The 25,010-nt window shown below is 66.6% G+C and carries 23 protein-coding genes; 13 read left to right on the top strand and 10 right to left on the bottom strand.

Annotation, left to right across the window (positions count from 1 at the left end):
- Nucleotides 1-17: 17 nt before the first annotated feature.
- Entirely contained in the window at nt 18-1,226 is a 1,209-nt protein-coding gene (locus tag ACYQ8K_RS06685) for a cytochrome P450 (protein ID WP_459967703.1), read from the bottom strand.
- 125 nt (nt 1,227-1,351) lie between these two features.
- Between ACYQ8K_RS06685 and ACYQ8K_RS06680 the strand changes: the two genes are divergently transcribed.
- Nucleotides 1,352-2,860, top strand: coding sequence for an aldehyde dehydrogenase family protein (locus ACYQ8K_RS06680; RefSeq protein WP_459967702.1), 1,509 nt, complete (start codon nt 1,352-1,354; stop codon nt 2,858-2,860).
- Here ACYQ8K_RS06680 and ACYQ8K_RS06675 read toward each other — a convergent pair.
- From ACYQ8K_RS06675 to ACYQ8K_RS06650, 6 genes are read right to left on the bottom strand one after another with little or no spacing between them, the layout of a single operon-like run.
- Nucleotides 2,829-3,653, bottom strand: a complete 825-nt coding sequence (locus ACYQ8K_RS06675) for an SDR family NAD(P)-dependent oxidoreductase (RefSeq protein ID WP_459967778.1) — start codon at nt 3,651-3,653, stop codon at nt 2,829-2,831. The genes ACYQ8K_RS06680 and ACYQ8K_RS06675 overlap by 32 nt on opposite strands.
- Nucleotides 3,654-3,660: 7 nt before the next feature.
- Nucleotides 3,661-4,137, bottom strand: coding sequence for an SRPBCC family protein (locus ACYQ8K_RS06670; RefSeq protein ID WP_459967701.1), 477 nt, complete (start codon nt 4,135-4,137; stop codon nt 3,661-3,663).
- A 38-nt stretch (nt 4,138-4,175) separates the two neighbouring features.
- A complete protein-coding gene (locus ACYQ8K_RS06665) occupies nt 4,176-5,828 on the bottom strand; it encodes an acyl-CoA synthetase (protein ID WP_459967777.1) in 1,653 nt (550 codons plus the stop codon).
- Nucleotides 5,829-5,836: 8 nt separating this feature from the next.
- A complete protein-coding gene (locus ACYQ8K_RS06660; protein WP_459967700.1) occupies nt 5,837-6,457 on the bottom strand; it encodes a PaaI family thioesterase in 621 nt (206 codons plus the stop codon).
- On the bottom strand, nt 6,454-7,083 hold the full coding sequence (locus ACYQ8K_RS06655; protein ID WP_459967699.1) for an isochorismatase family protein: 630 nt from the start codon (nt 7,081-7,083) through the stop codon (nt 6,454-6,456). The genes ACYQ8K_RS06660 and ACYQ8K_RS06655 overlap by 4 nt, the downstream gene beginning before the upstream one ends.
- Nucleotides 7,080-8,087, bottom strand: a complete 1,008-nt coding sequence (locus ACYQ8K_RS06650; protein ID WP_459967698.1) for a Rieske 2Fe-2S domain-containing protein — start codon at nt 8,085-8,087, stop codon at nt 7,080-7,082. The genes ACYQ8K_RS06655 and ACYQ8K_RS06650 overlap by 4 nt, the downstream gene beginning before the upstream one ends.
- Nucleotides 8,088-8,172: 85 nt before the next feature.
- Here ACYQ8K_RS06650 and ACYQ8K_RS06645 point away from each other — a divergent pair, with 85 nt between their 5' ends.
- The 5 genes from ACYQ8K_RS06645 to ACYQ8K_RS06625 are packed head-to-tail and all read left to right on the top strand — an operon-like array spanning nt 8,173 to nt 12,821.
- The gene (locus ACYQ8K_RS06645) at nt 8,173-8,625 is read left to right on the top strand and encodes a nuclear transport factor 2 family protein (protein WP_459967697.1); all 453 of its coding nucleotides are present in this window, start codon (nt 8,173-8,175) and stop codon (nt 8,623-8,625) included.
- Nucleotides 8,618-10,240 carry a flavin-containing monooxygenase gene (locus ACYQ8K_RS06640; protein ID WP_459967696.1) on the top strand — a complete coding sequence of 541 codons (1,623 nt, stop codon included), beginning with the start codon at nt 8,618-8,620 and terminating at the stop codon, nt 10,238-10,240. The genes ACYQ8K_RS06645 and ACYQ8K_RS06640 overlap by 8 nt, the downstream gene beginning before the upstream one ends.
- A gap of 18 nt (nt 10,241-10,258) precedes the next feature.
- On the top strand, nt 10,259-11,398 hold the full coding sequence (locus ACYQ8K_RS06635) for a PHB depolymerase family esterase (protein WP_459967695.1): 1,140 nt from the start codon (nt 10,259-10,261) through the stop codon (nt 11,396-11,398).
- Nucleotides 11,398-11,778, top strand: a complete 381-nt coding sequence (locus tag ACYQ8K_RS06630) for a nuclear transport factor 2 family protein (RefSeq protein ID WP_459967694.1) — start codon at nt 11,398-11,400, stop codon at nt 11,776-11,778. The genes ACYQ8K_RS06635 and ACYQ8K_RS06630 overlap by 1 nt, the downstream gene beginning before the upstream one ends.
- Complete coding sequence (locus ACYQ8K_RS06625; RefSeq protein WP_459967693.1) at nt 11,775-12,821, top strand: TIGR03857 family LLM class F420-dependent oxidoreductase; 1,047 nt, start codon at nt 11,775-11,777, stop codon at nt 12,819-12,821. The genes ACYQ8K_RS06630 and ACYQ8K_RS06625 overlap by 4 nt, the downstream gene beginning before the upstream one ends.
- A gap of 74 nt (nt 12,822-12,895) precedes the next feature.
- Here ACYQ8K_RS06625 and ACYQ8K_RS06620 read toward each other — a convergent pair whose 3' ends face one another.
- Nucleotides 12,896-14,392: an acyl-CoA carboxylase subunit beta gene (locus tag ACYQ8K_RS06620; protein ID WP_459967692.1), complete on the bottom strand. Its 1,497-nt coding sequence runs from the start codon at nt 14,390-14,392 to the stop codon at nt 12,896-12,898.
- Nucleotides 14,393-14,550: 158 nt separating this feature from the next.
- Between ACYQ8K_RS06620 and ACYQ8K_RS06615 the strand changes: the two genes are divergently transcribed.
- The 5 genes from ACYQ8K_RS06615 to ACYQ8K_RS06595 all read left to right on the top strand — a co-directional run bounded on the left by ACYQ8K_RS06615 (nt 14,551) and on the right by ACYQ8K_RS06595 (nt 19,937).
- Entirely contained in the window at nt 14,551-15,771 is a 1,221-nt protein-coding gene (locus tag ACYQ8K_RS06615; protein ID WP_459967776.1) for a cytochrome P450, read from the top strand.
- Nucleotides 15,772-15,828: 57 nt separating this feature from the next.
- On the top strand, nt 15,829-16,650 hold the full coding sequence (locus ACYQ8K_RS06610; protein WP_459967691.1) for an SDR family NAD(P)-dependent oxidoreductase: 822 nt from the start codon (nt 15,829-15,831) through the stop codon (nt 16,648-16,650).
- Between the two features lie 71 nt (nt 16,651-16,721).
- A complete protein-coding gene (locus ACYQ8K_RS06605; RefSeq protein WP_459967690.1) occupies nt 16,722-17,366 on the top strand; it encodes a TetR/AcrR family transcriptional regulator in 645 nt (214 codons plus the stop codon).
- Nucleotides 17,353-18,030 (top strand): hypothetical protein, encoded by a 678-nt coding sequence (locus ACYQ8K_RS06600; RefSeq protein WP_459967689.1) that lies wholly within the window; start codon nt 17,353-17,355, stop codon nt 18,028-18,030. The genes ACYQ8K_RS06605 and ACYQ8K_RS06600 overlap by 14 nt, the downstream gene beginning before the upstream one ends.
- Nucleotides 18,031-18,032: 2 nt before the next feature.
- Nucleotides 18,033-19,937, top strand: coding sequence for a YhgE/Pip family protein (locus ACYQ8K_RS06595; protein WP_459967688.1), 1,905 nt, complete (start codon nt 18,033-18,035; stop codon nt 19,935-19,937).
- A 9-nt stretch (nt 19,938-19,946) separates the two neighbouring features.
- Here ACYQ8K_RS06595 and ACYQ8K_RS06590 read toward each other — a convergent pair whose 3' ends face one another.
- On the bottom strand, nt 19,947-21,104 hold the full coding sequence (locus tag ACYQ8K_RS06590) for a Zn-dependent alcohol dehydrogenase (protein ID WP_459967687.1): 1,158 nt from the start codon (nt 21,102-21,104) through the stop codon (nt 19,947-19,949).
- Complete coding sequence (locus tag ACYQ8K_RS06585; protein ID WP_459967686.1) at nt 21,101-22,333, bottom strand: cytochrome P450; 1,233 nt, start codon at nt 22,331-22,333, stop codon at nt 21,101-21,103. Before ACYQ8K_RS06585 ends, ACYQ8K_RS06590 begins: the two co-directional genes overlap by 4 nt.
- Before the next feature lie 357 nt (nt 22,334-22,690).
- Between ACYQ8K_RS06585 and ACYQ8K_RS06580 the strand changes: the two genes are divergently transcribed.
- Together ACYQ8K_RS06580 and ACYQ8K_RS06575 are read left to right on the top strand one after the other, a co-directional pair.
- On the top strand, nt 22,691-23,650 hold the full coding sequence (locus ACYQ8K_RS06580; RefSeq protein WP_459967685.1) for an alpha/beta hydrolase: 960 nt from the start codon (nt 22,691-22,693) through the stop codon (nt 23,648-23,650).
- Between the two features lie 209 nt (nt 23,651-23,859).
- The gene (locus ACYQ8K_RS06575) at nt 23,860-25,002 is read left to right on the top strand and encodes an acyl-CoA dehydrogenase family protein (protein ID WP_459967684.1); all 1,143 of its coding nucleotides are present in this window, start codon (nt 23,860-23,862) and stop codon (nt 25,000-25,002) included.
- The last annotated feature ends 8 nt before the right edge of the window (nt 25,003-25,010 follow it).

Genomic DNA, 25,010 nt, shown 5'->3' with positions numbered 1-25,010 from the left:
TGACCATTTCGCCGACCCTACTTCGCGTCGAACGTCACCGGAAGCGCATTCGGCGACCGGAACGGCTGGCCGTGGATATGCGGATCATCGTCGGTCAGCAAGGTGAGGTTGGTCAGCCGGTCCAGCAGGCATTCCATCGCGACGCGCATCTCCAGCCGCGCCAGATGCAGACCCAGGCAGGTGTGCTCACCGGCGGCGAAGGAGATGTGTGGCATGTGCTTGCGGAAGATGTCGAACTCTTCGGAGCGTTCCCAGCGCCGTTCGTCGCGGTTGGCCGAACCGATGCACACCCCGATCACCGAACGAGCCGGAATCTTCACACCTTCCACCTCGGTGTCCTCGGTGGTGAAGCGTTGCACGGTGGTCAGCGGCGTCTCGTAGCGCAACCCTTCCTCGATGGCCGGCGCCAGCAACTCGCGGTTGGCCTGCAGCGCGGCGAACTGCTCGGGATGGGTGAGCAACAGGCACAGCAGGTTTCCCGACGAGCGGTAGGTGGTCTCCAGGCCGGCGGGCAGCAGCAGCCGCAGGAACGAGAAAATGGCTTCGTCGGTAAGCTTTTCGCCGTCGATCTCCGCGGTGACCAGGTCGCCGATGATGTCCTCGGTGGGCTTGGACTTACGCTGTTCGATCTGTTCGAGGAAATAGTCCTTGAGCGCGGCCGACGCCTCGAAGGCGCCTTCGTAGTCGACGTGGTAGCTGATCAACTGGACGGCCCGCTTGCGGAACATCGGCAGGTCGTCGGCGGGCAGCCCCAGCAGCTTGGCGATGACGCGGGTGGGGAATTCGAAGGTGAAGTTGCGGATCAGGTCGGCCCGGCCGGTCTCGATGAACTCGTCGATCAGGCCGCTGCAGATCGGCCGCACGATGGTGGGCTCCCAGCGGGCCAGCGCCTTGGACTTGAACGCCGCGGAGACCAGGTTGCGGTGTTCGCGGTGTTTCTTGCCTTCCATCGCCAGAATCGTCGGCCCCATGAACAGGCCGATGGTCTTGTCGTACGGCTTGGAGCTGAACACCCGGCCGTCCCGGAACACCGTGTTGACCGCGTCGAACGACATCGCCGAGTATTCCTGCTTGGGCATCAGGGACTCCGGGGTCCTGGAGTAGTCCATCACCGTGCCGGCGAACACGCCGGCCTCGCGCCGCTTGCGGGCGAAGAACGGATAGGGGTCACGCAGGCTGACGGTCTCGTCGCCGGCATCGGCGGCGGTGTGCACGTTGGTCGTCACCTGATCTCCCAGATCTCAGCACGATCGAACACTTACTTCGTAAGATCGTACTGTAATTATTACAGTAGGCAATATGGGCATGACCACGCGAGGTCGCTCGCCGGTCCGGACACCGAAGGTGATTCATGAGCACACTCGACGAACGCCCTCACGGCACCGCCGAACAGCGGGCCGCTGAGCTGGATGCGGTTTTGCGGCGGCAACGGCGTGCCTTCATGGACGAGGGGCCGCCCGGCCTGGCGGTGCGGCGCAACCGCATCGACCGGTTGATGGCGCTGGTACTCGACAACACCGATGCGTTCGTGGACGCCATGGCCGCCGACTTCGGCACGCGCTCCAAGGCGGCCACCCTGTTCACCGAGGTCATCGGGATGCTCTCGGTCATCGAGCACACCAGATCCCATGCCGCTCAATGGATGCGGCCGACCAAGCTGATGCGCGCGGCGCGGCTGTGCGGCCTGCGGGCCGAGGTCCAGCCCTCACCACTCGGGGTGATCGGGATCATCGGGCCGTGGAACTTCCCGCTCAATCTCGTCGTCCTGCCCGCCGCCACCGCGTTCGCGGCCGGCAACCGGGCGATGGTCAAAATGTCGGAGGTCACGGCGCACACCGCTGACCTGATGGCGTCGCTGGCACCGGAGTACTTCGATTCGGACGAGCTGCACGTCGTCACCGGCGGTCCCGACGTGGCGGCCGCCTTTGCCGCGTTGCCGTTCGACCACCTCTTCTTCACCGGCTCACCGTCGGTCGGGACTCTGGTGCAGCGCTCGGCGGCGCAGCATCTCGTTCCGGTGACGCTGGAGCTGGGCGGAAAGAATCCCGTCGTGGTCGCGCCGGGCGCCGACATCCGCCGAGCGGCGAGACGGATCGCGCAGGCCCGCATGGTCAACGGGGGACAGGTCTGCGTATGCCCCGACTATGTGTTCGTGCCCGAGGCCCGGCTGGACGCCTTCGTCGACGTCGCCCGGAATACCCTGCGCGACATGTTCGCAAGCATCGTGTCGAACAAGGACTACTGCTCGAGCGTCAATCAGGCGAATTTCGACCGTGTCGTCGGGCTGATCGAGGATGCCCGAGACAAGGGCGCCAGCGTGGAAGCCATTGCACCGGTGGGAGAGTCGCTACCGGACCGAGCCTCGCGCAAGATCGCACCCACCATCGTCCGCAACGTCGACGAGCGCATGACGATCGCCAGCGAGGAGATCTTCGGCCCGGTTCTCGTCGTGCAGACGTACTCGGGGCTGACGGAGGCCATCGACTACATCAACGACCGGCCGACGCCGCTGGTGGCGTACTGGTATGGACCCGACGACGCCGACTTCCGCACCTTCGTCCGCAGCACCCGCAGCGGCGGCGTCGCCCGTAACGACTTTGCGGCACAGATGATTCCGTCCGCTGCGCCGTTCGGGGGAGTGGGCCGCAGCGGGATGGGCGCCTACCACGGCAAGGCCGGTTTCGACACGTTCAGCCATCACCGCACCGTGGTGGGCAACGATCTGCCGTTCAGCATCACGGGAAGCGCGGCGCCACCGTTCGGGAAGTCGATGCGAATGTACGCCGACCTGATGATGCGAATAACGAAGGCCCGCAACCGCCGCCGGCTCAGCGCGAGTCGGTCAGTTTCCCGGCCCTAGCCAACAGGCCCGCGTACCCCGCGCCGAGCAGGCGCGGCATCGCCGCCATCACGCGGCCGTCGGCTCCGATGAGGATGCGGGCGCGGTTCTTGTCGGCCCCGCGCAGAATCAACCGGGCGGCCTTGGTGGCCGACGTCAGGGCCGCGCGATCGAACATCTTGGTCGCCATCTCCGGATCCTCGGTGTCGGCAGTGCGCATGTTGGCCCCGAAGTTGGTACGCACGACACCGGGATGCACGCAGTGCACGGTGACCGGGCGGCGTTCCATGATCATCTCCTGCCGCAGCGCCTCGGTGAGGCCGCGCACCGCGAACTTGGACATGCTGTAGGCGCCCTGGTAGGGAACCGCGATCAGCCCGAAGGCGCTGGACAGGTTGATCAGCCGGGCCGGTCGTCGCGGCGTACCCGCCTCGATGAGTTGTGGGAGAAAGGCTTTGGTCCCGTTGACGACGCCGCCGACGTTGATGTCCATCAGCCAGTCGAAGTCCTTCCAGGACATGTCCGCCACGCCGGCGAACAGGTCGACCCCGGCGTTGTTGAACACCAGCGAGGCGGGCCCGTGCTGCTCGCGCACCTCGTCGGCGAAACTCAACACCGCATCGCGGTCGGCGACGTCGACCCGGTACGGGGTGACCTGTCCGGGCCGACACGCGGCCTGGGTTTTGGCCAGGCCGTCCGGGTCGATGTCGGATGCCGCGACGTGCGCCCCATCCCGAGTAAGCGCCTGAGTCAGGGCGCGGCCGATGCCGGAGCCGGCACCGGTGACCACGGCGACACGACCTTGGTACTTCATGAGTTCCTCACGCATCCACTCCTGCCTCGACGATCCTGCGGATCCGGTCCACCGAGACCTCGAGGTTCTGCTGCAGATCACCGCGACGATCCCGGACGAACAAGAACAGACGCTCGAAAGCCACCGCGCCGAGCGGAAGTGGCACGCACATCCGTACCGTTTCGGTCAGGCGCGTCGTGCCGGCGGTGAGACCGGGCTCGATGAGGTACGTCCATTGCGTCCAGTCCCCACCCATTGCCTGAACGACGAAGGAGAACCTGTGTCCCGGCTCGGCTTCGACGACGTTGGCAACGGTGCGCCACCGGCCCAGGCGGCGCCGGTTCCAGGCTTGAAAGCGATTCGGCGCCAGCCACTCTGCGCGCGTTGTCTCGGGACTCCACTCCGGAATGCGGGTGACGTCGGAGACGACGGCGTAGACTTGATCCGGGGCGGCTCGCACCTCGGTGGATGCCGTCAGCGTCTCATCCTTTTGCAGCAACGACATGGTCTACGCCCTTCCGCGGCGGGCTGCCGGATCACCGGTCAGCCAGTCACCGCCTGCTCGCGCGCCCACCGGTAGTCGGCCTTACCCGACGGGCTGCGCTCGATGACCGAACGGAACACGATCGCTTTGGGCAGTTTGTAGCGCGCCAGCGTCTGCGCGGCGTGCGCCACCAGCTCGCCGGATTCGGCGCTGGCCCCCGGTGCGAGCGCCACCACGGCGACGACCTCCTGGCCCCACCGCTCGCTCGGCCGACCGGCGACCACCACGTCGGCGACCGCGGGATGCGACGCGATGGCCGTCTCGACCTCCTCGACGAAGATCTTCTCGCCCCCGGAGTTGATGGTCACCGAATCCCGGCCCAGCAGTTCGATGGAGCCGTCGGCGCCGTGGCGCGCGCGGTCACCGGGGACGGCGTACCGGACGCCGTCGATCACCGGAAATGTCTTGGCCGTCTTGGCCGCATCGCCCTTGTAGCCCAGCGGAACGTAGCCCCGCTGCGCCAGCCAGCCCATCCCCTCGTGGCCCGGTTCCAGGATTGCGGTCAGGTCCTCGGCGGCGACGAAGGTGTCCGGCCCGGCGTTGAACGTGCCGGTGGCCACCGCGCCCGACGTCGACATGTGGTGCATCTGCGCCCCGGTCTCCGACGAGCCGACGCCGTCGACCACAACGGCGTTCGGCAGCGTTTCGATCAAGCGCTGCTTGACGTACGGGGTCAGCAGCGCACCGCCGTTGGCGACGACCGCCAGCGACGACACGTCGGCGATCTCCTTCTCGATCGCGGCGACCAAGGGGCGCGCCATCGCGTCGCCGACCACGGTGACCACCATGACTTTCTCCCGCTCGATGGTGCGCACCACGTCCTCGGCGTCCAGGTGATCGACCACCGTCGGAAAGACGACTGACTGCCCCGTCGTGATCGCGGTCATCACACTCCACTGGGCGGCGCCGTGGATCAGCGGGGGCAGAATCATCAGCTTGGTGCCCGGGCCCGACGCGGCGCGTTCGACGATCTCCTCGAGGGAGTTCGACGGCTCGCCCGTCATCAGATTCCGGCCGCCGAAGGACGTCATGAAGATGTCGTGCTGGCGCCACAGCACGCCCTTCGGCATCCCCGTCGTGCCCCCGGTGTACAGGACGTACAAGTCGTCGGCGGAATGCTGCACCGGCGGCGGCTCCGGGGACACCGACGCCAGGGCGGCCTCGTAATCGACTGCCCCGTCAAGGAGTTCGTTGCCCGAGCCGTCGGCGATCTGGATCAGCACGCGCAGCTGTGGCAGATCCGGCAGGATCTCGGCCACCCGCGGTGCGAAGGCGGCGTGGTAGAGCAGCGCGGTCGCCCCGGAATCCGCCAGCAGGTATTGCAGCTCGCTCTTCACGTAGCGGAAGTTGACGTTGAACGGGGCGACCCGTGCCTCGAAGCTGCCCAGCAACGCCTCGACGAATTCGTTCCCGTTGTAGGCGTACAGGCCCAGCAGGTCTTGGCCTACCTCGTGGCCGCCCAGCGCCGAGCGCTCGGTGTGGCAACCCAATCCCTGCGCGTGCAGATACGCGGCCAGTCGGTTGGAGCGCTCGATCACCTGCCGGTAGGTGTAGCGCCGGTCCCCCTGAATGATCAGCTCCCGGTCGGGGATCGCGGCGGCGACGGCCTTCGCGACGGCCGGAACCGTGAATGTTGTTGTGGTGTCGGACATCGTGCCTCTCACGGCTGGTGGGGTAGCAAACGAACCATCAGGCCGTTGGCTTCGCTGAGCAAGGTTCCATCGGCGGCTGTCATAGTAGCGTCAATGAAAACCTTCCTGCCGTCGACTCTGGCGATGCGGCCGTGGGCGGTCAGCGGCTGGTCAATGGGAGTGATGCTGCGGAAGTCGACGTGCAGATAGGCCGTGCGCGTCGGCCGGATGTCCGCGGCCGTCACGACCATGCCGAACAGCCAGTCGTAGAACAGCGGGATCATGCCGCCGTGCACCGCGCGGTTCCCACCGATGTGGGCGGTGCTGAAATGACCGGCCATCCGCACGCCGTCGGGGCCGGACTCCGTCACCATCCAGGGCGGGATCAGCGGATGGGCCAACCCCGGCAGGCTCAGCACCCGGCCGGCCACCGCCTCGGTCTCGGGGACCTGGTGGCCGTCCAGCAACGCGCAGGCGTTCTCCAGGTGCACGGTCGCGGAAGCCCACAGCGTGGGGTCGGGCTTGGTGGATACGGTCAGGTCCTGCAGCCGGCGCAGGGCGGCGACGAACGGGCCCAGTTCCGCGGGCGCGTCCTCGACGGGTCTGACGTCGGGAAATCCGCCTCGCACTTCCGGCGCGGTGTCGGTCATTGCGTTCCTTCGTCCCAGGCCCGGAGCAGATCGTCGGTGCGGGTGATCGTAGCCAGCAGTGACAGGGTGTTGGTGATCATCGCTGCACCGTAGTCGGCGGGTATCCCGGCCACCGCGTCGCGGGGGACAACCACCCGGTAGGCGGCGTTGACGGCGTCCATGACGAGGTTGGGAATCGCGATGTTCAGCGAAACACCGACCACGACGACGGTCGACACCCCGAGATTGCGCAGCACCGCATCCAGGTCCGTGCCGCCCATCGGGCCCACGCCGTGCCACCGGCGCAACACCAAATCCGAAGGCTCCGGCCCTAATTCGGGCAGCAGCTCCGCGCCCGGCGTGCCGGGCGCGATGTCCACCTTGTTGCCGCCGCCCATCGCGAAGATCTTCGCGTTGTGGTTGGAGCCGAGCCCGTCGGGCCGCCGCTGCACCAGGCAGTGCACGACCCGCACCCCGGCCGCCCGGGCCGCGGGCAGCAGACGCGCGATGTTGGGCAGCGCCTCGCGGCGGGCCTCCTCGGCGAGCATCGCCAGTCCCGCGTCGGGGCCCATCACCGCGCCCTGGCACTCCTGGGTGACGATCGCGGTGTGCCCCGGTGCGGCCAGCCCGGCCAGTCCGTCCGTCATGCGGGGGCGCCCACCGGGGCGACGTCATAGAACTGCGTCGCCCACTTCCGCAGCGCCATATAGCCTTTCGCGTCGACTTTTGACAACGCCGGGTGTTCCACGTACTTCTGGTAGCGCCAGATCTGCAGATCGTCGAACACGGTGGACAGGAACTGGTTTTCGATCAGGTCTCGCAGCTTGCCATCGGGCACGGGGGAGTCGTCGCCCGGAATCCGCGGCCACCAGATCGAGTAGAACAGATCCGAGCATTCGTCGTCGACCGGTGTGCAGGTGAAGATCAGCCGGTGATTCTGGGCGCCCTCGAAGACGCTGATCGCTCCGCCGAGGCCGAACAAGTGGCTGTGGAACCGCAGCGCGAGGTCTTCCGCGTTGTCGCTGCGCGCGTCCGGCCAGCCCGCAATGAACTGCCATTCCTGGTCGACGATCTTCCACTCCAGCACCCGGGGCGTCACGGTGGCGTGGTGCACGTACTCGAAATGTGCACTGTCGGGGGCATTCTCGGCGACGATCTGTGGATGCACCGGTTCGCGCGCCGCGCGCCGGGAGAACTCCGGATACGCCCGGTAGTAGGCCGCCGGGTCCGTCTCGAACTGCGGAAACTTGTGGAAAATGTCCGGCATCTCCCACTGCGGCTCCTTGCCGTCCGGGTGGTGCCAGACGAAGACGCAGTCGTACTGCTCCCGCACGGGAAAGGCCTTGAGGCGCAGCCCGCGGTTGGGCCGGTCCGGCTGGTAGGGGATGTACCGGTTGGTGCCGTCCGGACCCCAGCGCCAGCCGTGGAAGGGGCACTCGACGCAGTCGCCGACCACCTTGCCGCCGTGGCCGATGTGCGCGCCCAGGTGTTTGCAGTGTGCCTCCAAGACGTGCAGCTCACCCTGCTCGTCTCGGTAGGCCACCAGATCCTCACCGAAATAGTGCAGCGGCCGAACCTCGCCGACGGGAAACTCTGGCGACCAGCCGACCATAAACCAGCCGGTGACCTTCCAGGTGAATGGGACTTTCACGCGAAGCCTCTCGATTCCTGATAGATACTAAGTCCGTTACAGTATAGATTTCAGCAGTCGAGTCCGTAAGCGGCAAGGGAGTGCGATGACTGAGGCGGCTGACGAGCTGGAAGCCCTCCGGCAGCTGAAGGCGCGCTACTGCCGTTTCCTGGACACCAAAGACGTCGGGGCGTGGCGTGACGTATTCGCCCCCGATGTCGTGGTCACCCTGGACATGGCGGTCTCGACGGTCGGCGCCGATCCGCAGACCGCCGCGCCGATCGAGGGCGTCGACAACTTCGTCCCGATGGTGATGGGCGGTCTCGAGAACGTGGCGACCAAGCATCACTGCCACACGCCCGAGCTCTCGCTCACCTCGGCCGCCACCGCGACCGGCATCTGGGCGATGGAGGACCTGCTGATCTTCGGCGACGGCCGCGAGTTGTACGGCGCCGGGCACTATCACGAGACCTACGAGAAGCGGGACGGGTCATGGCGGATCAAGAGCCTGCACCTCACCCGAACCATCCTGAAAATGACCGGTGGTGAAGATGGCTGACGCCGATACCTCCTTCGATGCGCTCGTCATCGGTGCGGGATTCTCCGGGTTGTACATGCTGCACCGGCTGCGACAACTCGGGATCCGGACCCGGGTGCTGGAGATGGCCGAAAACGTCGGTGGCACCTGGCTTTTCAACCGGTACCCGGGCGCACGGTGCGATATCGAGAGCATCGAATACTCCTACAGCTTCTCCGAGGAGATTCAGCAGGAGTGGGTTTGGACCGAGTCGATGCCGGCCCAGCCCGAGATCGAGGCCTACCTCAACTTCGTGGCCGACCGGCTCGAGCTGCGCCGCGACATCCAATTCGGCACCAAGGTCGTCGCGATGACGTTCGACGAAGAAGCCGGCGTGTGGCTGGTGCGCACCGAAGCAGGCGATGCATTCCGGGTGCCTTTCGTCGTCGCCGCCTCTGGCATCCTGTCGGTGCCGCTGGAACCCGACATCCCCGGAATGGATAATTTCGCCGGGACCTCACTGTTCACCAGCCGCTGGCCGGAGGGCGGCGTCGACCTCAAGGGTAAGCGGGTCGGCGTCATCGGCACCGGCTCGACCGGCGTTCAGCTCATCCCGGTGGTCGCCCGAGAAGCCCTGCACCTCTCGGTGTTTCAGCGTTCGCCCGCGTACACCCTGCCCTGGCGGGTGCACCGCTTCGAACCGGGCGAACTCGACGACATGAAGGCGCGCTACGGCGACATCCGGGCGGCCCAGCGAGCCCACCCGATCGGGGCCGCCCGGTTGAGCGCCTTCTCCGTCCTGCTCGAGATGCTCGGCCGGCCGCCGTTGAAGTCGGCGACCCGCGAAGAACAGCTGCGTGCCATCGAAGAGAACGGCGTGATGGGGGCGTTGAACTGGGGCGACATCTTCTTCGACATCGAGGCCAACCGGATGGCCACCACACTGTACGGCGAGGCGGTGGCCCGGATCGTCAAGGACCCGGACACCGCCGCGTCGTTGGTGCCGGTGCACCCCTTCGCGTGCAAGCGGCCGATCATCGACCAGGGCTACTACGAGACGTTCAACCGGGACAACGTCACCCTGGTCGACCTGCGCAAGTCGCCGATCCGCGAGGTCACGCCGGTCGGCATCCGCACCGAGGACCGGGTGCACGAACTCGACGTCATCGTGTACGCCACCGGGTTCGACGCGATGACCGGTGCGCTGAGCCGGATCGACCTGCGCGGTCGCGGCGGAATGTCGCTAAGCGAATTCTGGGCCACCGAAGGGCCGCTGTCGTATCTGGGCCTCGCGGTCGCCGGCTTCCCGAACCTGTTCACGGTGCAGGGCCCGGGCAGCCCGAGCGCCGCCACGAATTTCGTGGCCGCGCTCGAGCAGCACGTCGAGTGGATCGGTGACTGCATTGCGTATCTGCGCGCCAACAACATTCGCACCATCGAGGCGATGAGCACCGCGCAGCAGGACTGGATCGATCACGCCACCGCGCTGGTCGCGCCGACGGTGTTGGTTCATCCGTCGTGCAACTCCTGGTACAACGGCGGAAACGTGCCCGGTAAGAAACGGATGTACATGGGTTATACCGGCGGAATACCCGAATACCGGCGCCGCTGCGACGAAATCGCGGCCGGCGGATACACCGGATTCAAACTGGCATAGCTGGCGAAGGTGAACGACATGGCGACGGCGATGAGCGGGCTGAGCCTGGCCAAAGATGTGGTTCGTGAATTGGGAATGCTGGCGCCGCGCACGGTGGCCGGCCTGCAGGAGTCGACCGGCTGGGCACCACTAACGCCGCGCGGCGCCCGCCAGTTCGGCGAGGCGATGCTCGACGAACTGGTGTTGAGCGCCTTTTCGCTGTTGGGCGGCAGCCCCGCCGCGATACGGCCACTGGACGCGTGCACCGCGGCAGCCGAGGAGCTCTCCTCGCTGGGTATCGACCGGGCGCATGCCGACCCGAACCCGTTGCGGGCCAACTCGATCCGGAAGCGAAGCATCCCGGGTCTGGCGTACGAACGGATGGCCTTCGAGCACGACCCGGCGTTGCCGGCCACGCTGCAGGCCGACGGCCTCGGCGGCCCGGCGCGGGCGGTGGTGCATCTGTGCCGGCACCGTGACGAGCCCAGGCCGTGGCTGGTCTGGGTGCACGGCGCCGGCCAGGGTGGCACCGAGGACCTGGTGTTGTCCCGGATCGGACACATCCATCACAAGCTGGGTTTCAACGTCGCGCTGCCGGTGCAGCCGGGCCACGGGTGCCGGCGGCGCCAATGGCCGGTCTATCCCGACATGGATCCGCTGGCCAACGTGGCGGGCATGATGCGCGTGGTCTCCGAGGTGCGCGCTGTCGTGCGCTGGGTGCAGCCGCGGGCCACCGCCGTTGTGGTGGCGGGGATTTCGATGGGCAGTCCGGTGGCCGCGCTGGTTTCCCACCTGGAGAAGCAGGTCGACGCGGTCGCCCTCTACACGCCGATTCTAGGGCTCAACGCGATGATCGCGCGCCACCTGACGCGGTGGGGTTCGTCGCGCGAGGGATTCCGCGAGTTGCTGGAATCGCCCGTGGTGGCCCAGCTGACGTCGGTGATCGATCCGCTGGCGGTAACCCCGTCTGCGCCGCCGGATCGCCGGCTGATCGTCGGGGCGTGGCACGATCGGATGGCGATGCGCGAGCCCGCCGACGCGCTGCAGGAACGCTGGGGCGGCCAACTGTACTGGTACGATGGCAGCCACGTCGGGCACATCTTCTCGCGGCGCGTGCAGCGCATCACCGACCGATTCCTGCGCGACGTGGCCGCCCGAAAAGCTGCGGTGCCCGGCTGATGGCGCCCACCTGGACCGCGCGAACGGTGGTCGAACTCTACAACCTCGTCGTGTGGAACGAACGCAATATCGAGCTGGCTGAGGAGTTGTTGGGCGACACGGTCATTCGGCACGAGGTCGGTACCTCGCGCACGCTGACCCACGCCGAAGCGGTGCAGCGGGTGGTGGACATGTGGGAGCTGGCCGATTCGTTGCACTTCGACCTCAACGTCGTCATCGAGGGCGACGATGGCGAGCACGTGGCGATCGTCTACGACTCGACCATCACCACCAAGGACGGCACCGAGACCAACATCGCCAGCATCGAGGTGTTCCGCGTCGTCGATGGCAAGATAACCGAGGTTTGGAACTGCGGCTACCAGCAAGGGGTTTGGAATTGAGTGACCGAACGCTTGATGAATTGGGTTTCTACCTGCTGGCCGGAGCCGGCGGTGAGGGCCCGGCAACATTGATGGACGAGGCCCGCCGCGGCGAGGAACTCGGCTTCGGCACCGGATTCATCTCCGAGCGGTGGAACGTCAAAGAGGCGTCGTCTCTGGTCGGGGCGGCATGCGCGGTCACCAACCGAATGCAAATCGCCACCGCCGCAACCAATCACAACACCCGTCATCCCCTGATCACCGGTTCGTGGGCGACCACGATGCACCGCCTGTCGGGCGGCCGATTCACTCTCGGCGTCGGCCGCGGCATCGCCGCGATCTACGGGGCCTTCGGCATCCCGGCGGTGACGACGGCGCAGATGGAGGACTGGGCCCAGGTCATGCGCCGGCTGTGGCAAGGCGAGCTGATCTTCAATCACGACGGCCCGATGGGCAAATATCCCATCCTGTTCCTGGATCCCGACTTCAACGAGGACATTCGGCTGGCGCTGGTGGCCTTCGGGCCGAATACGCTCGCGCTCGGAGGGCGGGTGTTCGACGACGTCATCCTGCACACCTATTTCACGCCGGAGACCTTGCAGCGCAGCGTCAACACCGTGAAGTCGGCGGCGGAGAAGGCCGGCCGCGACCCGGACAGCGTGCGCGTGTGGTCGTGCTTCGCCACCGTCGGCGACCACCTACCGGAACAACTGCGGCTGAAGAAGACCGTGGCGCGGCTGGCCACCTACCTGCAGGGCTACGGCGATCTGCTGGTCAGCACCAACAACTGGGATCCCGCTGTGCTGCAACGGTTCCGCGAGGATCCGGTGGTGACCTCGATCGCGGGCGGGATCGACCACAAGGGTACGGCCGAGCAGATCGAGCACATCGCGACGCTGATCCCCGATGAGTGGCTGGAGCCCTCGGCCACCGGGTCGGCGCAGCAGTGCGTGGATCGCATCCGCAAGGAATTCGACTACGGCGCCGACGCGGTCATCATGCACGGCGCCACGCCCGACGAGCTCGAGCCGATCGTCGCGGCCTACCGAGCGGCCATGCCCTAGCCGCGAGCGCCGCAGATGTACGCCTACCACGGCGGGTCATCGTACAAACACACACGCTCGCGAGGGCGCGCCCCTCACGGCATGATGACCGTCCGGCTCACCGGCTCGGCGGCGGCTTGCCTGCTGGACAGGCCACGCTTCAGCGAGGCGAGCAGAACATCGCGCGTCTCACGGGGATCGATGAGTTCGTCGAACCCCATGTGTTCGGCCGACCGGAAGGACGCCTGCAACTCGGCCTCACGCAACTTCGCGGTGACGTCCTCGCCGGCGTGCGTCGCCCGGCCCAGCGCGGCCGCGCTCATGGCGCCCATCGTCGCGCCGGGGTAGGCGAAGGTCGCGGACTGGCTGTCGAAACCCAGCAGGGACATGACCATGGAACCGAACCCGTATGCCTTGCGCAGCGTCACGTGCAGCTTCACCGTGGTGGCCGTGGTTTGGGCGGCGAACATTCGCGCGCCGGCGCGCAGCACGCCGCTGCGCTCGGACCGACTGCCTGGCAGCATGCCGGGATTGTCGGCGAGGAAGACCAGGGGTAGGTGGAACGAGTCGGCCACCATGATGAAGTGCGCCGCCTTGTCCGCGGCCGCGGCGTCGATGGAGCCGGCGAGCACCTGCGGCTGGTTTGCCACCACCGCGACCGGGTGACCACCGAGATGGGCCAGCGCGCAGATGATCGCCTTGCCGTACTGCGGCTGCACCTCGAACCAGTCGGGCCGGTCGAAGACCACGTCGAGCACCGCGCGCATGTCGTAAACGCGGCGGTTGTCGCGGGACACGATGTCGAGCAGCTCCGGCGTCGCACGCGGCTCGCTGTCCTCGTCGCGCGGCAACGACGCCGGATACGACCACGCGCTCGACGGAAAGTAGGACAGGTAGCGCCGGATGTCGTCGAGTACCGCTTCGTCGTCCTCGGCCACGTTGTGGATCACCCCGCTGGGCAACGCGACGTCCGGCCCGCCGAGATCCTCCTTCGAAATGTCTTCTCCGGTCGACTCTTTGACGACGGGTGGTCCGGCGGTGAAAATCGCGCCCTGCCTGCTCATGATCCGGAAGTCGCAGACCGGGGCCACCAGCGCGCCGTGCCCGGCCGACGGCCCGAATACGGCGCCGACGGTGGGGACATGGCCCGAGCACCGTGCCTGGGCGAGCAGGTCGGTGGGGGTGCGGCCGTAATGCCCGCCGCCGGGACGAAAGCCGGCGCCTTCGAGCAGCATCACCAGCGGGACCTTGTCGCGCAGCGCCAGTTCGGCGATTCGGTATCGCTTGGAGTTGCCGCCGGGCCCGATGCTGCCCGCCATGGTGGTGAAGTCTTCGGCGCCCAACATGACCGGCGAACCGTTGATCTCCCCGGAGCCGACGATCAGGCCGTCGGCCGCGATCTCACCGCCGACCAGGGTGCCGAGCTCGCGGAATGTGCCCCGGTCGAGGAGGTACTCGATTCGTGCGCGGGCGTCGAGCTTTCCCTTGTTGCGGTGCTTGTCGAGTCGCTCCGGCCCGCCCATGTCCCGCGCGTGCTGACGGCGCCGCTCGAGATCCTCGAGCGTTTCTCCCCAATCCTGGGCTTTCGGCATGCCTATGTCCTACCTCATGGAGATTCGTCGCGCGACCAGATTTGTAGGGTCACATACTGGATTGCTTACTGTAAAGTTACCCGCATGTCTGACGCCACCCGTCTGGAGGTCGACGGGCCGGCCCAAATCGAGGAGTCTCAGCAGTGAGCGCAACGACGATGGACGAGGCCGCGAAGCTATTGGCGGACCCGTTGGCGTACACCGACGAGCAGCGGTTGCATGCGGCGCTGACGCACCTGCGCGCCAACGCCCCGGTGTCCTGGGTGGACGTCCCGAACTACCGACCGTTCTGGGCGATCACCAAGCACGCCGACATCATGGACATCGAGCGCGAGAACATGTTGTTCACCAACTGGCCGCGCCCGGTGCTGACCACCACCGAGGGCGACGAGATGCAGGCCGCCGCGGGTGTGCGCACGCTGATCCACCTGGACGACCCGCAACACCGCGTGGTGCGCGCGATCGGCTCGGACTGGTTCCGGCCAAAGGCTATGCGCGCGTTGAAGATGCGCGTCGATGAGCTGGCCAAGACCTACGTCGACAAGATGTTGGCCGTCGGGCCCGAATGCGACTTCGTCCAGCAGGTCGCGGTGAACTACCCACTGTTCGTGATCATGTCGCTGCTGGGCATCCCGGAAGCCGACTTTCCTCGCATGCTCAAACTCACCCAGGAGCTGTTCGGAAGCGAAGACAGTGAATTCAGGCGTGGCGACTCGAACGAGGATCAGCTGCCCGCGCTGCTCGACATGTTCGGTTACTTCAACGGTGTGACCGCCGCGCGCCGTGAGCACCCGACCGAGGACCTGGCCTCGGCGATCGCGAACGCCACCGTCGACGGCGAGCCGCTGTCCGACATCGACACGGTGTCCTACTACCTGATCGTGGCCACCGCCGGTCACGACACCACCAGCGCGACCATCTCCGGCGGCCTGCAAGCGCTCATCGAGAATCCGGACCAGCAGAGGCGCCTGCGCGACAACCTCGACCTGATGCCGCTGGCCACCGAGGAGATGATCCGTTGGGTCACCCCGGTCAAGGAGTTCATGCGGACCGCCGCCGAGGACACCACCGTGCGCGGGGTGCCGATCGCCGCGGGGGATTCGGTGCTGCTGTCCTATGTTTCGGCCAACCGCGACGAGGACGTCTTCGCCGACCCGTTCCGCTTCGACGTCGGGCGTGACCCCAACAAGCATCTGGCCTTCGGCTATGGCGTGCACTTCTGCATGGGTGCGGCGCTGGCCCGCATGGAAGTCAACAGCTTCTTTTCCGAGCTGCTGCCGAGGCTGAAATCGATTGAGCTGACCGGGGATCCGGAACTGATTGCCACCACCTTCGTCGGCGGCCTCAAGCACCTGCCGGTGCGCTACTCGCTGACCTGAGTGCGGCCGCGCCCTTCGATCGGGGCCCTGGCTAAACTCCGCGTGGAGGTCGAGGCAATGGCGCGTAGGACGATTGTCATCACCGGTGCCAGCGACGGCATCGGCGCGGCGGCGGCCCGCCGGATCAGCCGCGGCGGCGACAACGTGGTGCTGGTGGGACGCTCGGAGAGCAAGACCGCCGCCGTCGCCGCCGAGCTCGATGCCGACTACTTCGTCGCCGACTTCGCCGACCTGTCCCAGGTGCGGGCGCTGGCGGACAAGATCCGGGCCGAGTACCCCCGCATCGACGTGCTGGGCAACAACGCCGGGGGAGTGTTCTCCAAGCCCCGGCGCACGGCCGACGGCCATGAGATCACCCTCCAGGTCAACTACCTGGCGCCGTTCCTGCTCACCACGCAGTTGCTGGACATGCTGGTCGGTTCTCGGGCCACCATCATCAACACGTCCAGTTCCTCTCAGCGGCTGCTGCGCAACGTCAAGCTCGCCGACTTCGACACCACCGACCGGCGCCGGCCCAGCTCCGCCTATGCGTTGGCGAAGCTGGCAAACATCTTGTTCACCAAGGAATTACACCGCCGCTTTTCCGCCGACGGCCTTGCGGTGGCGGTGGTCCACCCGGGTTTCGTCAACACCAACATCGGTCACTCGTCCGGTTCCCGGTTCTTGACCACGATGCAACGCACGCCCGTCAGCCGGATGATCAAGACCCCCGAGCACGGCGCCGATCAGCTGGTCTGGCTGGCGACCAGCGTGCCCGGCGTCGACTGGGCGGCCGGCGAATACTACGTCAAAGGCAAGGCCGCCAAAGCCAATCGGGCGGCCGGCGATCCCATCCTGGCGCGGGAATTGTGGGATCACACGATGGCCAAGCTCGCCTAGCCAGGGCCAGCACCCGCCATCCTCTCGATACTCCCTAGTATCCAGTCGATACTGTCCAGTATGCTGTGACCATGTCGCCCGTCAAGCCGTACCGAACCCGCCCCACCCGCGGCGAGGTTCGTGACCGGATCCTGGACGCGGCGTCGAAGGTCTTCGCCGCCGAAGGGTTCGCCGGCGCCACCATCGACGCCATCGGCCAGGCCGCGGGCTTCACCAAAGGCGCGGTCTACTCGAACTTCGAATCCAAGGACGGACTGTTTCTCGCGCTGCTCGACCGCGAGTTCGAGCTGCGCGGCGAGCAGATCGCCACCGCGCTGGACAGCAGCGGCGGCGACACCGACGCGGCCGCGCGCGAATTAAGCCGGTCATGGCTCGACTCGGTTCGCGACCATTCCGACTTTTACGTGCTGTTCGTCGAATACTGGCTGCGCGCCCAGCGCGATCCCCAGCTGCGCGAGCGCCTCATCGAACGCCGCCGCGCCGCCGCCGCCGACCAAGCGGTGCACATCGTCACATCGACCCCCTCCGTGGCGTCCGATTCGGAGCTGGCCGACCTCGCGCAGCTCGTCGTCACGATCAACCTCGGCATCGCGATGGAGGAGGTCCTGCGGCCCGGGACCATCAACCCCGACCTGCTCGCACAGCTGATCACCGCAGTGCTGGAATCGGTCCCGGTTTCCGCCGATCGGAAAGAGCCTAACCATGAAGACAGATGACGGGCCGGACGAGGCGGCGGCGGTGATCACTGCCCGCGGCTTAGGCGTCGACGGCGAGCACGGCCCGCTCTTCTCGAATATCGATCTCGCGCTCCCGCCGGGTTTTCACGCGATTCGGATGCCCGGTGGACCTGGGCAGACCACGCTGCTACTGACGCTCGCGGGACGTTTCAAGCCGAGCCACGGCACGCTGATCGTCCTCGGTCAGACGACCCCGCGCGCGATTCGTCGGCGCTGCTCGATCGCGGCCTTCGACGACATCGACGAGCTGGAGGAATCGGTGACGGTGGAGACCGTGCTCGCCGAGCAACGCCGGTGGCTGGCGCCCTGGTATTCGGCTGTGCCGCTGCAAGCCGGCCAGGCCGAGCTGACCGAGGTCTTCGGCGAGATGACCCCGCCCTCCCATGACACGTACATCGTCGAATTGTCAGACCTGGAACTATTTTTGCTGCGAATCACGCTGGCGTTGCTGTCGAACCGCCCGATCCTGGTGGTCGGTGACCTCGAGCAGGTTCGCGACAATTCCCGACGGGCGATCGCGGTCGAGCGGCTGGGCGTGATCGCGAAGCAGCGCACCGTCGTCGTCGGCGTGACCAATCCGCTCGGCGCGGACGCGCCCGACCACGAACTTCACGATCACCGCATCCTGACCGGAGAGGACTGACGATGCTGGCTGGACTCGCCTTTGGCTCGGAGATCAAACGGTTCGGCCGTAGCCGCTTGACGCGCGTGGCCATCGTCGTGCTGATGCTGCTGCCCCTGGTGTATGGGGCGCTGTACCTGTGGGCGTTTTGGGATCCCTTCGGCCACACCAACAAAATGCCGGTGGCCCTGGTCAACTCCGACCGCGGCGCCGTCGTGTCCGGGCAGCAGTTCAACGCCGGCGCGGAGATCGCCAAGAGCCTGACCGCAGACGGCGGCCTGGACTGGCACGTCGTGGATCTACCGGAGGCGCGCAACGGAGTCGACCACGGCAAGTACTACTTCATGGTCGAGTTGCCGCCGGACTTCAGCGCGGCGATCGCTTCGCCGGTGACCGGGCAACCCAAGAAGGCCAACCTCATCGCCGTCTACAACGACGCCAACAACTACATCTCCACGAGTATCGGTCGTACCGCCATCGGCCAGGTTCTCAACGCCGTGTCCAGCCGGATCTCGGGACAGGCGGTCAATCAGATGCTGTCGGTAGTGGTTTCGTCGGGATCGGGTATCAAGCAGGCCGCGGACGGGGCCGCCCGACTCGATGACGGCGCCGGCCAGCTGGTGGCCGGCCTGGACACCGCGCGGTCCGGCTCGGCGCAGCTTGCCACCGGTGCCAAACAACTGTCGGACGGGATCAACCAGGCTACCGACCCGCTGCTCGCGGTGACCAAGGCGGTGTCGCAAATCGGCGGCAGCACACAGCAACTGCAACAGGGCGCCACCGCGCTTGCGCAGGCCAACGACCAGATCGGTGCCATCGCGGCGGCGCAGGATACCGCCGCAAACTCGCTTTCGTCGGTGATCGATCAGCTCTCCGCGCGCCAGGATCCGCTGGCGAACAACCTGCGCGGCATCCAGGATCAGCTCCGGGGTCACCAGTTCACTCCCCAGATCCGCCAGCAGCTCACCGACGCGCAGAACGCGGCGATCGCCATGACGTCGGGGTTGCGTAACCCGGGCAGCCCGCTCGGGTCGGCGCTCGACCAGGTCGGCAGCAAGGGGCAGGACCTGACGAACAAGCTCACCCAACTGCGCGACGGAGCCCAGCAAGTCGCCACCGGCAATGCCGAATTGGCCGGCGGCATCGTCAAGCTCGACGATGGCGCTCGACAACTCAAGTCCGGATCGGCCGAGCTGGCGACCAAACTCGCCGAAGGGGCCAAGCAGGTACCCAACTGGACGACCCAGCAGAAGGATGCGGTCGCCGACACCATCGGTGGTCCGGTGCAACTCGAGGCTTCGCACGAGAACGCCGCGCCCAACTTCGGCACCGGAATGGCTCCGTTCTTCCTCACCCTCGCCTTGTTCTTCGGCGCCTTGGTGCTATGGATGGTGTTGCGGCCTCTGCAGACTCGTGCGATCGCCGCGGAGGTGCTCGCGCTCCGCGTGGTGCTCGCCAGCTACCTGCCCGCCGCCGCGATCGCGGTATTCCAAGCCGTCGTTCTCTACTGCGTGGTCCGGTTCGCCCTCGGTATGCACGCCGTGCACCCGGTGGCGATGCTGGGGTTCATGGTGCTGATTTCGGGCGCGTTCGTCGCCGCGACGCAGGCAATCAATGCGCTTGTCGGTCCGGCGGTGGGCCGGGTGCTGATCATGGCCCTGCTGATGTTGCAGCTCGTCAGCGCGGGCGGCATGTATCCGGTGGAAACCACGTCACGGCCATTCCAGGTCCTGCACCGCTTTGACCCCATGACCTACGGCGTCAACGGGCTCCGGCAGCTGATACTCGGCGGCATCGACGCCCGGCTGTGGCAGGCGATCGTCGTGTTGGTCGGGATAACGGCTGTCGCACTGGCGATCTCCTGCCTGTCGGCGCGAAGAGACCGGCTCTGGAATCTCAGCAGGCTGATCCCCGCCATCAGGATGTAGACAAAGCCGTCAGCTGACGCCGAAATCGATGATGCCCCGGACGATTTTGCCGCCGAGCAGGTCGTCGTAGGCGTCGTTGACCTCGTCGAGGCGATAGCGCTTGGTGATCATCTCGTCGAGCTGAAGCTGGCCCGTCTCATAAAGCCTGGCCAGCCGCGAGATGTCTGCCTTCGGGTTGCACGAGCCGAATATGGTGCCCGCCAACGTCTTGTTCATCAGGATGAAGTCCTGCAGGTCGATTTTGACCGACCGGGTCAACTGCGACGTCATGCCGGTGAGCACGCAGGTGCCGCCCTTGCGGGTGAGCTTCACCGCCTCGCGGACGTCCTCCGGGGTGATCAACGAGGGCGAGACCACCACCGCGTCGGCCATCACCCCGTAGGTCAGGCCGCGCACCAGATCCAGCGCCTCGTCGATCGTCGCCGCGCTGTGGGTCGCGCCGAACTGCAGCGCCGACTTCTGTTTGAAGTCAACGGGATCCACCGCGATGATCTGCGCGGCGCCGTTGATGCGGGCGCCCTGGATCGCGCCCGTGCCGATCCCGCCGACGCCGATCACCACGACGGTGTCGCCGGCGCGCATGTTGGACCGGTTGGCGACCGACCCGTAACCGGTCGGGATGGCGCAGGACAGCAGGGCGCTCGACGTCAGGGGCAGGTGTTGCTCGATCTTCACCAGTGAATTCGTCGACACCACAGTGTGTTCGGCGAACGCGCCGATCTTGGCGATGTGGCCGAGGTTGTGGCCGTCGGCGGTATGGTGGCGGAACGTGCCGTCCGTGGGCATCCCCGGGATCATGGTGCCGATGCCGACGTCGCACAGGTACTCGATTCCGCTGGCGCACCAACGGCATTGGCCGCACACGGCCACGAACGACATCACCACGTGGTCACCCGGCTCGAAGTCGGTGACACCCGGGCCGACCTCGCGCACGATGCCGGAGCCCTCGTGTCCGCCGATCGTCGGGAACATGGTCGGCAGGCCCATCGAGCGCATCACCTCGTTGGGCGCCGACATGTCGCCTTTGAGGATGTGGTCGTCGGAGTGGCACAGGCCGGCCGCCGCCAGCTGCACCAGCACCTCGCCGGCCTTGGGCGGATCGAGCTCGAATTCCTCGACGGACCACGGCCCGCCGACGTCGTGCAGGATCGCTGCGCGGCTTCTCATGCGGCGGGGGCGAACGTCACCGGAAGCTTGTTCGGCGACCGGAAGGTGAGCCCGACGATCTTGGATTCCTCGCCGGTTCCGTCGTCGGGCACGAAGGCCAGATTTTCAACGCGGTCCAACAGGCTGTTCAGCATGACCCGGGTTTCCAGCCGGGCCAGGTGCATGCCGAGGCACATGTGGATTCCGCCGGCGAAAGCGATGTGGGATTGGCGCGGCCGGCGGATGTCGAACGTGTTGGGATCGGTCCAGCGGGTCTCGTCGCGATTGGCCGAGCCCATACACATGTCGATCTGGGCCTCGGCCGGGATTGTCTTACCGCCGATTTCGACCTCCTCGGTCGTGGTCCGCATAACCATAGTCAGTGGCGTTTCGAATCGTAGGCCCTCCTCGATCGCCATCGGTATCAGTGACCGGTCCTGGTTGACCATCGCGAGCTGTTCGGGGTGCGTCAGCAGCAGGTAGAGCAGATTGCCCGAGGAGCGATAGGTGGTCTCCAGGCCGGCCGGGAGGAGCAACCGCAAGAAGGCGATGATGGCCTCGTCGGTGAGTTTCTCACCGTCGATCTCGGCGGCGACCAGGTCGCCGATGATGTCATCGGTGAGCTTGCGTCTGCGCTGCTCGACCTGTTTGAGGAAATAGTCGTAGAGCTCTGTGGCGGCGTTCAATCCGGCCTCGATGTCGGTCGGGATCGAGATCAGGTCGAGGGACAGACGCCGGAAGAGGTCCAGGTCCTCGGCGGGCAGACCGAGCAGTGTCGAGATGATCCGCGTGGGGAATTCGAAAGTCACCGCCTTCACCAGATCGGCATGACCGTCGTTCTTGATCTCGTCGACCAGTCGATCGCAGACCGGCCCGATGACCGACGGTTCCCACCGTTCCAGAGCGGTCGCGCGGAACGCCTTGGCCACCAGGTTGCGGTGATCGTGGTGTTCCCGGCCGCCCATCGCCAGGATGGTGTGTCCCATCACCAACCCGATCGTCTTGTCGTACGCGGCCGACGTGAAGATCCGATCGTCGCGAAAGGCTTGGGATACACCGTCGTAATCGAACAGGACCCACTCGTCACTGGGTCGCAGCTCTTCCGGCAGTTGGGTGTTATCGCTTAACGAACCGTGCCACACCGGGTCGGTGTGACGCATGTGTTGAAAGAACGGGTAGGGGCTGGTTTCGCCGGTGAAATCGAGTGGGGGTACGACGGGCTGACCGTTCGGGCCAGTGCTGAGCGTCATTGGCGCTACTCCTGAAACAACGGATCGGGCGGTTCACGCGGACCGGATGACGAGTGCCCGCGAAATCCACGGCGGGGTGTACCGAGGGGGAAAATAGCTATCATAGTATAGATAGCAACGAAGCCCAATGGCTTGTGCTCGCCGGCCCGACCGGCGACCGATCCGCGGCGTGTCGAAGGCCCACTCGAAGAGACCCCCTTTTTGCCGCGGCGCCGGCCCGCCGGACATGTTTCGCGGCGCTGAGCACCTGGTGTGTGGCCACCAAAAAGCGCAGGTCTACCTTGAAGGTGGTTTACGGTAAGCCTGACCTTCCCGGACGGTCGACGAGCACGCACGACGAGCCCAAAATGAGTTGACATGACACAGACGAACCTGGCCCGGCCGCACGGCCTCAGCCGCATCGATCCGGTGCTGCGCGATGCCGCGGTGGAGTTGGGCGCCTTTGAATTCCGCGCCGAGACACTGCCGGCCGAGCGCGAACACGCCGACCTATTGGCCGCGCAGCGCGCCGCGGCGGCCGATACCACCGGCGTCTCCATCGATTCACGATCCATCGCCGGGCCGGACGGTCAGCAGCTGGGCCTGCGTCTGTACCGCGGCCGCACCGAATCCGCCGCGCCGCTGGTGGTGTACGCGCATGGCGGCGGGTTCGTCACCGGGAACCTGGAGACCGACCACGCCCACTGCGTGGAGCTGGCCCGCGACGGGGCCTGTCTGGTGGTCTCGGTCGACTACCGCCTGGCCCCCGAACATCCGTGCCCGGCGGCGCTCGACGATGTCGAGGCGGCCTTCCGTTACGCCGTCGACAACAGCGCGGAGCTGGACGCCGACGCGAGCCGCATCGCGGTGATGGGCCGCGACGCGGGTGCCGCGCTGGTCGCGGGCCTGACCCAGCGCATGTTCGACCAGGAAGGTCCGGCGATCCTGATGCAGATCCTGCACCAGCCGATGCTCGATTCCGATGCCACGCCGTCGCGCCGGGAATTCCAGCGCACCCCAGGCCTCAACGGTCCTGCCGTGAGCCGGGCGTGGAACCACTATCTCGGCGACGCCCGCGCCAACGGTCAGCACGTCCCCGCGCACCGCGCCAATCTCGAAGGCCTGCCGCCCACCTTCGTCAGCTGCTCCGAGATCGACCCGTGCCGCGACGAGGCCATCGACTACGCCAACCGGCTGTTGCATGCATACGTCCACACCGAATTGCACGTGATCGCCGCGACCTTCAACGGCTTCGACTCGATGGTCCCCGATTGGGTTGTTTCCCAGGAGAATCGGGCGCTGCACGCGCAGGCGGTGCGCCGCGTGTTCGCCATGTAGCGCGACCGCGGGCGAGTGACCCGCCGACGCCTCGACTTGCCTGCTCGTCCCCGCTTTTACCGACTGAACTCCGGTATCTCTTACCGTATCGGACGTTGCTAACATCGGAATCGGCAGCCAACCGAGGACCGATCGGGCGGATGATCAAACACTCAAACCGATTCCGTTGCACGGCAGCGATCGAATGTCACGAAGGATCCCCCGGCACTATGACCACCCTCGACTCTCCCGAAAAGATCCTTTTCACCTCGACCACCCAGGCGTTCCTGGAAAAGGAAGCGCCGCTGCGCCGAGTCCGGGAGTTGCACGCCGCGGGCACGTCGTTCGATCCCGCGTGGTGGCGGCGCGCCGCGGAGCTCGGCTGGACGGGCCTGCTTGTGCCGGAGGCGCTGGGCGGCGGAAGCGTCTCGGAGAACGGCTTCGCCGATCTGGCGATGGTCGCCGAGCAACTCGGCAAGACGGTGGCGCCCGGACCGCTGTACCCGGTCAGCACCGTGCTGGCCGGGCTTGTCGAGTGCACCAACTCCGGTGAGCACGCCGACGCCATCGAGGCGCTGATAGCGGGCGAATCCGTGGCGTCGTGGGCGGTCTGTGAGCCGGGCCGGGGCTGGGCACCGCTGGACGCGTCGGTCACGGCCACCGAAACCGATTCCGGTTACCGCATCGACGGCGTCAAGGACCGCGTCGAGGCGGCCGCCCAGAGTGCGCTGCTGCTGGTGGTGGCGCGCTGCGACGCCGAGATTCGTCAGTTCCTGGTACCGGCGGACGCGCCGGGGGTCCGGATCGAGCCGCAGCAGTCGGTCGATCTGGTCAAGCAATATGGTCGGGTGCGCTTCGACGGCGTCGAGGTGCCGCGGTCAGCGGCCGTGGGCACCGCCGGCGAGACGGGCGCGCTCGTCGATCGACAAAGCCAGATCGCCCAGGTGCTGCAGTGCGCCGAGGTGGTCGGTGCCCTGCAGACGGTGTTCGACCTCACCGTGCGGTGGGCACTGGACCGGCACACCTTCGGTCGTCCGCTGGCGTCGTATCAGGCGCTCAAACACAAGTTCGCCGACATGAAGCTCTGGCTGGAAGCCTGTCGCGCCACCACCTCGGCGGCGGTTGCCGACGTGGCCGCCCGCGCGCCGGAAGCGAATCTGTCGGCCAGTATCGCCAAGTCCTATGTGGGCGAGATGGCGGGCCAGATCGTCCAGGCGTGTGTGCAGATGCACGGTGGCATCGGTGTCACCTGGGAGCATGACCTGCACCTGTACCTTCGCCGGATTACGTTGTACCGCAGCATGTTCGGGACGCCAGAGGAGCACAATCTGCGCGTATACGAGTTCGAAAAGGCGGGTCGTTCGGCGAAATGAGGAAGATC

This window comes from Mycobacterium sp. MUNTM1 (assembly GCF_054660795.1).
The sequence above is the reverse complement of the archived record's forward strand: the minus strand, read 5'-3'. Positions and strand labels throughout refer to the sequence as shown.

Excerpts from the sequence above, each read along its gene's own strand:
- ACYQ8K_RS06680 (WP_459967702.1), top strand. The coding sequence starts at position 1,352 with ATGAGCACACTCGACGAACGCCCTCACGGCACCGCCGAACAGCGGGCC.
- ACYQ8K_RS06675 (WP_459967778.1), bottom strand. The coding sequence starts at position 3,653 with ATGAAGTACCAAGGTCGTGTCGCCGTGGTCACCGGTGCCGGCTCCGGC.
- ACYQ8K_RS06670 (WP_459967701.1), bottom strand. The coding sequence starts at position 4,137 with ATGTCGTTGCTGCAAAAGGATGAGACGCTGACGGCATCCACCGAGGTG.
- ACYQ8K_RS06665 (WP_459967777.1), bottom strand. The coding sequence starts at position 5,828 with ATGTCCGACACCACAACAACATTCACGGTTCCGGCCGTCGCGAAGGCC.
- ACYQ8K_RS06660 (WP_459967700.1), bottom strand. The coding sequence starts at position 6,457 with ATGACCGACACCGCGCCGGAAGTGCGAGGCGGATTTCCCGACGTCAGA.
- ACYQ8K_RS06655 (WP_459967699.1), bottom strand. The coding sequence starts at position 7,083 with ATGACGGACGGACTGGCCGGGCTGGCCGCACCGGGGCACACCGCGATC.
- ACYQ8K_RS06645 (WP_459967697.1), top strand. The coding sequence starts at position 8,173 with ATGACTGAGGCGGCTGACGAGCTGGAAGCCCTCCGGCAGCTGAAGGCG.
- ACYQ8K_RS06640 (WP_459967696.1), top strand. The coding sequence starts at position 8,618 with ATGGCTGACGCCGATACCTCCTTCGATGCGCTCGTCATCGGTGCGGGA.
- ACYQ8K_RS06635 (WP_459967695.1), top strand. The coding sequence starts at position 10,259 with ATGGCGACGGCGATGAGCGGGCTGAGCCTGGCCAAAGATGTGGTTCGT.
- ACYQ8K_RS06630 (WP_459967694.1), top strand. The coding sequence starts at position 11,398 with ATGGCGCCCACCTGGACCGCGCGAACGGTGGTCGAACTCTACAACCTC.
- ACYQ8K_RS06620 (WP_459967692.1), bottom strand. The coding sequence starts at position 14,392 with ATGCCGAAAGCCCAGGATTGGGGAGAAACGCTCGAGGATCTCGAGCGG.
- ACYQ8K_RS06615 (WP_459967776.1), top strand. The coding sequence starts at position 14,551 with ATGGACGAGGCCGCGAAGCTATTGGCGGACCCGTTGGCGTACACCGAC.
- ACYQ8K_RS06610 (WP_459967691.1), top strand. The coding sequence starts at position 15,829 with ATGGCGCGTAGGACGATTGTCATCACCGGTGCCAGCGACGGCATCGGC.
- ACYQ8K_RS06605 (WP_459967690.1), top strand. The coding sequence starts at position 16,722 with ATGTCGCCCGTCAAGCCGTACCGAACCCGCCCCACCCGCGGCGAGGTT.
- ACYQ8K_RS06600 (WP_459967689.1), top strand. The coding sequence starts at position 17,353 with ATGAAGACAGATGACGGGCCGGACGAGGCGGCGGCGGTGATCACTGCC.
- ACYQ8K_RS06595 (WP_459967688.1), top strand. The coding sequence starts at position 18,033 with ATGCTGGCTGGACTCGCCTTTGGCTCGGAGATCAAACGGTTCGGCCGT.
- ACYQ8K_RS06590 (WP_459967687.1), bottom strand. The coding sequence starts at position 21,104 with ATGAGAAGCCGCGCAGCGATCCTGCACGACGTCGGCGGGCCGTGGTCC.
- ACYQ8K_RS06585 (WP_459967686.1), bottom strand. The coding sequence starts at position 22,333 with ATGACGCTCAGCACTGGCCCGAACGGTCAGCCCGTCGTACCCCCACTC.
- ACYQ8K_RS06580 (WP_459967685.1), top strand. The coding sequence starts at position 22,691 with ATGACACAGACGAACCTGGCCCGGCCGCACGGCCTCAGCCGCATCGAT.
- ACYQ8K_RS06575 (WP_459967684.1), top strand. The coding sequence starts at position 23,860 with ATGACCACCCTCGACTCTCCCGAAAAGATCCTTTTCACCTCGACCACC.